This is a genomic window from uncultured Chitinophaga sp., assembly GCF_937874145.1.
Lineage (GTDB): Bacteria > Bacteroidota > Bacteroidia > Chitinophagales > Chitinophagaceae > Chitinophaga.
Window position 1 is genome coordinate 20,213 of record NZ_CALNBI010000173.1, and the last position, 7,325, is coordinate 27,537.

General features: G+C 58.5%; 7 protein-coding genes. 5 read left to right on the forward strand and 2 right to left on the reverse strand.

Annotated elements, in window-relative coordinates:
• Window positions 1-64: 64 nt before the first annotated feature.
• Together Q0510_RS08265 and Q0510_RS08270 are read right to left on the reverse strand one after the other, a co-directional pair.
• A complete protein-coding gene (locus tag Q0510_RS08265) occupies window positions 65-2,509 on the reverse strand; it encodes an outer membrane beta-barrel family protein (protein ID WP_298709972.1) in 2,445 nt (814 codons plus the stop codon).
• Between the two features lie 380 nt (window positions 2,510-2,889).
• On the reverse strand, window positions 2,890-3,822 hold the full coding sequence (locus Q0510_RS08270; RefSeq protein ID WP_298709974.1) for an NAD(P)-binding domain-containing protein: 933 nt from the start codon (window positions 3,820-3,822) through the stop codon (window positions 2,890-2,892).
• A gap of 83 nt (window positions 3,823-3,905) precedes the next feature.
• Here Q0510_RS08270 and Q0510_RS08275 point away from each other — a divergent pair, with 83 nt between their 5' ends.
• From Q0510_RS08275 to Q0510_RS08295, 5 genes are all read left to right on the forward strand, one after another.
• Window positions 3,906-4,274 (forward strand): helix-turn-helix domain-containing protein, encoded by a 369-nt coding sequence (locus Q0510_RS08275; protein ID WP_298709976.1) that lies wholly within the window; start codon window positions 3,906-3,908, stop codon window positions 4,272-4,274.
• Window positions 4,271-4,852, forward strand: coding sequence for a GrpB family protein (locus Q0510_RS08280; RefSeq protein ID WP_298709978.1), 582 nt, complete (start codon window positions 4,271-4,273; stop codon window positions 4,850-4,852). The genes Q0510_RS08275 and Q0510_RS08280 overlap by 4 nt, the downstream gene beginning before the upstream one ends.
• Before the next feature lie 61 nt (window positions 4,853-4,913).
• Window positions 4,914-5,726, forward strand: a complete 813-nt coding sequence (locus Q0510_RS08285; protein ID WP_298709980.1) for a phytanoyl-CoA dioxygenase family protein — start codon at window positions 4,914-4,916, stop codon at window positions 5,724-5,726.
• Between the two features lie 55 nt (window positions 5,727-5,781).
• Window positions 5,782-6,204 carry a secondary thiamine-phosphate synthase enzyme YjbQ gene (locus Q0510_RS08290; RefSeq protein ID WP_298709982.1) on the forward strand — a complete coding sequence of 141 codons (423 nt, stop codon included), beginning with the start codon at window positions 5,782-5,784 and terminating at the stop codon, window positions 6,202-6,204.
• Window positions 6,205-6,219: 15 nt separating this feature from the next.
• Window positions 6,220-7,119 carry a hypothetical protein gene (locus Q0510_RS08295; protein WP_298709983.1) on the forward strand — a complete coding sequence of 300 codons (900 nt, stop codon included), beginning with the start codon at window positions 6,220-6,222 and terminating at the stop codon, window positions 7,117-7,119.
• Window positions 7,120-7,325 lie beyond the last annotated feature (206 nt).

The window sequence follows — 7,325 nt, forward strand, 5'->3', positions numbered from 1 at the left end:
CGGGCACTCCGGAATGAAATCCCGCACCGGGGAAATGCACCGACAAGATAATTTGAAAAAGGCATCAACCCGCCCTGCGCTTCTCTTCTTCCGCCCCGCCTGCGCGCCTGCGCGGCCCTTGCTGCTGCCCGCCAAACCGGTAATTGAAGGTCAGCGTCACCACGCGCGAATCCCGGAACTGGCGGAACGCTTCGGAATAGCCGGTCAGCTTCGTGAAGGCTTTCGTTCTGCCCGTATAAAAAATATCGCTCACGTTCAGTTTCACGGAACCTTTCCGCTCCCAGAACTGCCGCTGGATACCCATGCCCATCTGGAAGCTGCTGTATACATCCAGGAAACCGTACCAGCTGCGGCTTTGGTAATTCGCGGTTACTTCCATCGCCGTTTTCGGGTTCAGGGTGATGGTGTTGCTGCTGTTCAGGTTCAGGGCCACGCGGCCTTCGTTGAGGTCTGTATTCACGAGGTTGCCGCTGTACCGGCCGTAATAAGCCACCAGCGTATTGTTGCTGTTCAGCCATTTGATGGCGGTAACGGGAACGCCTATAGTAAGATGGTAATAATCGTATCGGGCGAGGTTCCGGTTAGTCTGGAGTACGCTGTTCGGCTCTTCGTCAGGGGCGAGTACGGTGAGGATATTGTCCGTCGTGCGGCTGTACCCTGCCTTCGCCGTATATACTTCGTTAAAGGTATAGACAAGTTCATAAGAGGCGGTGATTTCCGGGTTCAGCGCGGGGTTGCCGGTGGAAGAGGTCAGCGGATCGAGGAACACGCGGAAAGGGTTCAGCTGGCGGTAAGACGGCCGGTTGATCCTTCGGCTGAGCGTTACGCCCAGGTCGTGTTTCGGGTTGAACCGGTAGCCCACGTAACCACTGGGGAACAGCTGCACGTAGTCACGGTCGAACGTTTCTTCATGGATCACCTGGCGGCCGTTGGCGCGGGTATGCTCCATCCGCAGGCCGAACTGGTAACTCAGTTTGCGCCATTTGCCGGAACCATTCAGGTAAGCGGCGTTGATATTCTCCTTGTAGATGAAACGGTTGCTTTTTCCCTCATCCAGCACATCGCCGCCGTTGCTGCGGTCGTAGAACCGTACGTCGTTATCGGTGCGCACCCAGCTGCTCTTGATCCCTCCTTCCAGCTTCATTCCCAGGGCCGGTACGGGATGCGTGTAATCCAGTTTCAGGGAATAGATGTCCAGGGCGCCGCTGAGGTCGCCGAAAAGCAGGAAATCCGGGCGCAGGGGTGCATTGTGGTTATCGAGATAGGATGTGCGGTAGTTTTGATATTCCCAGTTGGAAAAGCGCGCGTAATCGAGATCAGCCGTCAGCTCGCGCCCGGCGGTATCGAGCAGGCGGCGGAAGTTGGCGTTGACGCTGTAATTGCGGCGATGCAGATCGTTGTCGCCGAAGGTATTGAAACGCCCCGTGGGCGCCTGCGCGGCGTCGTAGGATTGCGCGCGGCTGTCGGACCCGATGCCGCCGTCGCTCACGATGGCGTTGGCCGCCAAACCGATGGTCGTGCGCGCGCCGGGCTGGTAATCCACGCCGACGCGGGCGTTATGGGTATTGAATTTTAGTTTGAAGAGGTTGTCGTAATCGTTGCCGCCAGTTTCTTCTCCCTGCCCGGTAAAGAATTTCCGGTGGATGTTCAGCTCGTTGAAATCGCGCCGGTGGCTGAAGTTGTACGACGCGAAATAGTTGAATGCGCCTTTTTTGTGGTTGATCGAGAAAGACGGGTTGGCTTTGGGATAGGCGCCCTGGGCGAGGCTAAGGCCCAGGGTGCCGTTGGTGCCGTTGTTTTTCCCTTTTTTCAGGCGGATGTCGATGATACCGGCATTGCCTGCGGCATCGTATCTGGCGGAAGGATTGGTGATGAGATCGATCCGGTCGACCTGCGCGGCGTTGAGGCTGCGGAGGTAATTGGCCAGGTCCTGGCCGGACATGGGGACCTGCTTCCCGTCCACCATCACCAGCACGCCCTGCCGGCCGCGCATGGCGATGTTGTCGTTCTGGTCGACCGTAATACCAGGGGCTTTCTCCAGCACTTCCAGCGCATTGCTTCCTGCGGCGCCGATGGAGCCGGCTACGTTGAGGACGGTTTTATCGTATTGCTGCTGCACCAGCGGCTTCTGCGCCACTACGTTTGCTTCGCGGAGCTGGCGGGTGGCGGCTTCCAGGCGGATGGTGCCGAGATCGGTGACGGTGGTATGGGCGATGGCCGGTGACAGGTAACGGTTATAGGAAAGATGCTGGATGAGGATTTGATATTTGCCTTCGCGGATGCCGGTAAACCGGAAATCCCCTTTCGCATCGGCGTATTCCATTTTCACAAGTTGCTTATTGCCTTCGTTCAGGAGCTGAACGATCACTTCATCCGGCCGGAACCCTTCGCCGCCGGACACCTTGCCACGCAAAACGCCGGTTTCCTGCGCCAGCAGCTGCGCCGGTAATATGCAGATAAGCGAAACAAACAAATTCCAGGTTACGAATGGTACAAATGAACGCTTCATCGGGGGTATGTTTTGAGGTACTGTTGCATCGAAATTCCGCCAAATCATCCATCCCGCAAACCACTTTTATGTAAGCGCTTACTATTTATTTTCATTGTCCGTTTCCGGACAGCCCCCTGCGGGCGCACCTTATATTCAGCACATCCACTCATCTAAAATTTCATCTGCCAATTCTGCCGCTTCAACCAGCTTTTTTGACGTTTCAGCTCTACTAATCAACACTTTACATGCCGCGCAACCGCATAACCCGGCGAAGTAGCCATCCGGGCGGGCGGGTAGCAAGCTGACCTGTTCAGCCGTAGAAAATTCTAGATGAACGGTAAACGGCCATGCCGGGGATCTCCGCCGGTTGCGGCAAAGGAACCCCGGCGCCGGCCGGCTTATCCGCGCAGCACTTTGATCATCGCGGCCAGTTCTTCGTTGGCCAGTCCTTTTTCCGCCGCTTCGCGGAACATGCCGGCCGCGTACAGCGGGAATTTATCATGGATCCCCGATTCCTGCGCCTGCCGGAGGATGCGCGCGGTGGCGTCTACCGAAATACTCATGGGGCTTTCACTTTTTTCGAAGCGGTTTTGATGCACGAGCTGGCCTTCCAGCTGGATGAAGTCGCCAAATGTGCTCAGGATGCCCGACAGCAGCGCGGCGTATTTATCCACCGGGAAACCCGCGTGTTCCATGATCCGCGCACCGTGGAAGAAACCCATCATCGTACCATAAATACCTGACAGCGTGGCGAGGTCCACCGAAGAAGCGAGCCCCGCGGGGATGCCCAGCCATTCGGGCGATCCGGCGAAAACTTTCAGCACCGGCAGCGCCTGGTTCCAGGCCGCGGCGTTGCCGGAGATGAACAACGGCGTGTCTTCCCGGCCCATCTGCTGCGGCGCGGCCTGGATGGCGCCATCGAGGTACCTGGCGCCGAGGGATTCCGTCCACTGCTCCATGCGCTCCGCTTCGGCGGGGCTGCCGCTGGTGAGTTGCACGAGTACTTTCCCCTTCCAACCGGATTGTGCCGTTTGAGACAGGATCGATTCGGCGGCGGCGTAATCGTGCACGCACATTACGATGACCTGGCCGGCGTTCACCGCGGCACCCGGTGTTTCCGCCACGATGGCGCCCGCTTCGGCCAGCGGGAGGGATTTATCCTTGTTGCGGTTCCAGACGGTTACTTCGTATCCCGCCGCGAGGAGGAGTTTGGCCAATGTGGCGCCCATCATGCCCAGGCCCAGTACGGCCGCTGTTTTTTCGTTGTTGTTTTTCATTTTCCGTTTGTTTTTTGCTGGAACAAAATTGCGGGCTGGCGCGAACGTGGGCAATAACGGAGAAAAGATTCGGTAGGGATAAAAAGTTCCCTATACCGGGCCCATCCTCATTCATGGAAAAAACTTACATTCGGAACATGTACGAAAAGAAGATCTCCGAAAACCTGGATTGCGGCGTGAATGTGGCCAACAAAATCGTGGGCGGCAAGTGGCGCGCCTGCATCATCGACGCGATCTCCCGCGGCATCCGCCGGCCCAGCGGCCTGCAGCGCGAAATCCCCGAAGCGCCGTCGCGCGTGATCCAGATGCACCTGCGCGAGCTGGAAGCATTGCAGGTGATCCGCAAAGAAGCGTCGGGCGGCTTCCCGCTGAAAGCGGAATATTTCCTCACTGCATTCGGCGCTTCCGTACTGCCGCTCATCGCGGTGATGGACCAGTGGGGCAATCAACACAAGGAATTCGTGAAAGAAATGGCCGCCGCCATGATGGAAACCACCGAATCATGAAAGTCCTGATCGTTCCATACGATCCTTTGTGGCCGGATGCCTTCCGCGAGCACCAGCGTGCGATCGCCGACAGCCTCGGCCATTTGTTCCCGGTGGTGGACCATATCGGCAGCACTTCCGTGCCCGGGCTCGCCGCCAAGCCGGTGATCGACATCCTGGTGGGGCTGGCGGCCGACGAGCTGCTCGACAAAACCGTGGAACCGCTCACGCGCCGCGGTTTTACGTATTTCCGCAAATATGAACCAGGCATGCCGTACCGGCGATTCTTCGCGCTGCTCGGCATGCCGCCCGGCGAAACGGCGCCGCCGCTCATCGATATCGGCGACCCGTTCGTGACCGGCGGGCCAATCCCCTCGCTGGTGAACGTCCACGTGATGGTCAGGCATACCTACCATTGGAAGCGGCACCTGGCGCTGCGGGATTTCCTGCGTGCCTATCCTGAAGTGGCCGGGGCTTATGCGGCGGTTAAGATCGGGTTGTCGGCCCGCGAATTCGGCGACACCAACGAATACAACGCCGCCAAAGACGCTTTCGTGAAATCCGCGGAACAACGGGCGCTCGCCTGGTGGAAAGGCTGAAAACCGGCTATACTTGTTCCCTTCCCCGCATTTCCGTAAATTGAATATCAAACCATGCCATATGTTGCAACCCAATCTTCCCTTATCGGACGCCGATATCCGGCATTTTATCACGGAAGGCTATGTTCGCCTCGACCAGGCATTTCCCCGCGAACTGGCGCTGGAAGCGCAGGAAATCCTGTGGAAGGAAATGAACCTCCGGCCGGATGCGCCGCAGGACTGGAAAGCGCCCGTCGTATGGCTGGGCGAGATGTCGCATGAGCCTATCGTGAAAGCCGCCAATACGCCATTGCTGCACGCCGCCTTCGATCAACTCGTGGGGCCGGGCAGATGGGCGCCCCGGTTTAGTGTGGGTACGTTTCCCGTGCGCTTTCCCGGGCACGAACCGGCGGGAGACGACGGCTGGCATGTGGATGTGAGCTTCCCCGGGCGCGAGGCCGCGCAGGACCCGGGGAATTATTTCAAATGGAAATCCAACCTCCATTCCAAAGGCCGCGCTTTGCTTATGCTGTTCCTGTTTTCGGACGTCGGTGAAAACGATGCCCCCACGCGGCTGCGCGCCGGCTCCCACCTCGATGTGGCCCGCCTGCTGCGGCCGCATGGCGACAAAGGCCTCACCGCCCTCCAGATCGCCGACCGGCTGGGCGGCACCGGGCAGCGCAAAGAAGTGCTGGCGACCGGCGAGGCCGGGACCGTTTATCTCTGCCACCCTTTCCTCGTGCATGCGGCGCAACAGCACAAAGGCACGCAGCCCAGGTTCCTCGCCCAACCCGGTCTTCATCCCAAAAAACCCTTCTCCCTCTTCAACCGCGAAAACAATTACAACGCCGTGGAAAGCGCCATCAGGCTGGGCATCGGGTTGGATAAAGCCTGATAGGTAAATACCGCCTGCATTCGCTATCTTGGGCGTCTCTTTCAAAACAGAAACGATGAAGATTTACCAGGAAATGTTGCGGTTGCCGGCGAAGCGCAGGGGCTTCCACCTGATCACGGAAGAAGTGCTGCGGGCGATACCGGCCATCCGGCAGATAAAGTCCGGCATGTTGCAGGTATTCATCCAGCATACGTCCGCGTCGCTGACGGTGAATGAGAACGCAGACCCCACCGTGCGCGTGGATTTCGAGACTTACTTCAACAAAGCCGTTCCGGAAAACGATCCCGATTACGAACACGACTACGAAGGTTCCGACGATATGCCCGCCCATCTGAAATCCTCCCTGCTGGGGTGCTCCGTGATGCTGCCGGTGCGTAACGGTTACCCGGCGCTCGGCACCTGGCAAGGCATCTACCTCTGCGAGCACCGCGACGCCGGCGGGCCCCGCCAACTGGTCATCACCCTCTGGGGCGAATAACTTATATTTGAACCTATGCTCATCCAGCCCGCTATCAGCCTCCTCCGCGAGCAAATACTATCCGACTTCCCTTCCGGCTCCGCGCTGGCCTTTACCGAAGGGCGCATTTACCTCACGGGCGACGATGCCCGGGAGCTCCGCATTCTCGACACACAGTACCGCACCACCGGTTCTGTGACGCTCTTCTCCCACCCGCAATACCGCATTCCCAAGCCAGAAAAGGCCGACCTGGAATCCGCCGTGGTGATGAAGCACAAGCAGGCCGTGTACCTGGCCGCCTTCGGGTCCGCCAGCCTGGATACGCGCCGCCAGATCATACTGGTACCCCTTCCGCTCCGCACCAGCGATCATCCCGTGATCTATTCGCGGTATGCGGATGATTTCCTGGAACATCTCGCCACGCAGCTGCACGACGTCAATATCGAAGGCGCCACGATGTGTAAAACCCGGCTCATCCTCGCCAACCGCGGCCACGAAGACAATCCGCACAACACGCTCATTTACGCCCGCCCCGATTGCTGGAACGCCATGGAACAGGATATTCCCTTCATCCAGCCCCTGCAGCTCCCGGACAACAGCCGGGGATTCCGCGGCGTGTCGGATCTCTGTTACATTTCCGCACGCGATATCCTCATACTCACCTTTACCACCGAAGCCACGGCCAGCACGTACGACGACGGCATCATCGGCGACAGCTACCTCGGCATAATCCGGGATTTCAGTAAAAAATCGCGGCAGGAAACGCTGCAGGTAGAAGAGATGATCAACCTGCCGGCGGTTTCCCCTGTTTTCGCCGGGCAGAAGATCGAGGGGATTTGCCTGGAGAAAGCCCGGGCGGAGGGTTTACTGCTTCACCTCGTGGCCGACAACGACGCGGGCGACAGCTGCCTATTCACCATCAACGCCGTGCTCTAAATGCCCTTTGGCCGTTCCATCCGCTCACCTTACCTTTAGGGCCTCACCAAATAGGTTTTATGCGGGAAATCAATCTGTCGAATCTGCCCATCGCCGCCGCTCCCTGGAAGGAAAACGCTTCCGAAGTACTGTACCGCCTGCAACAGGTATACCCTGATATGGACATCCTTTTCTCCGCCGAACTGGAACAGCTCGCCGAAATGCGC

Bases quoted from the DNA above. Each gene is read 5' to 3' on its own strand.
- Q0510_RS08280 (WP_298709978.1), top strand. From the start codon at position 4,271: ATGAAAGTCCTGATCGTTCCATACGATCCTTTGTGGCCGGATGCCTTC.
- Q0510_RS08290 (WP_298709982.1), top strand. From the start codon at position 5,782: ATGAAGATTTACCAGGAAATGTTGCGGTTGCCGGCGAAGCGCAGGGGC.
- Q0510_RS08275 (WP_298709976.1), top strand. From the start codon at position 3,906: ATGTACGAAAAGAAGATCTCCGAAAACCTGGATTGCGGCGTGAATGTG.
- Q0510_RS08285 (WP_298709980.1), top strand. From the start codon at position 4,914: ATGTTGCAACCCAATCTTCCCTTATCGGACGCCGATATCCGGCATTTT.
- Q0510_RS08295 (WP_298709983.1), top strand. From the start codon at position 6,220: ATGCTCATCCAGCCCGCTATCAGCCTCCTCCGCGAGCAAATACTATCC.
- Q0510_RS08265 (WP_298709972.1), bottom strand. From the start codon at position 2,509: ATGAAGCGTTCATTTGTACCATTCGTAACCTGGAATTTGTTTGTTTCG.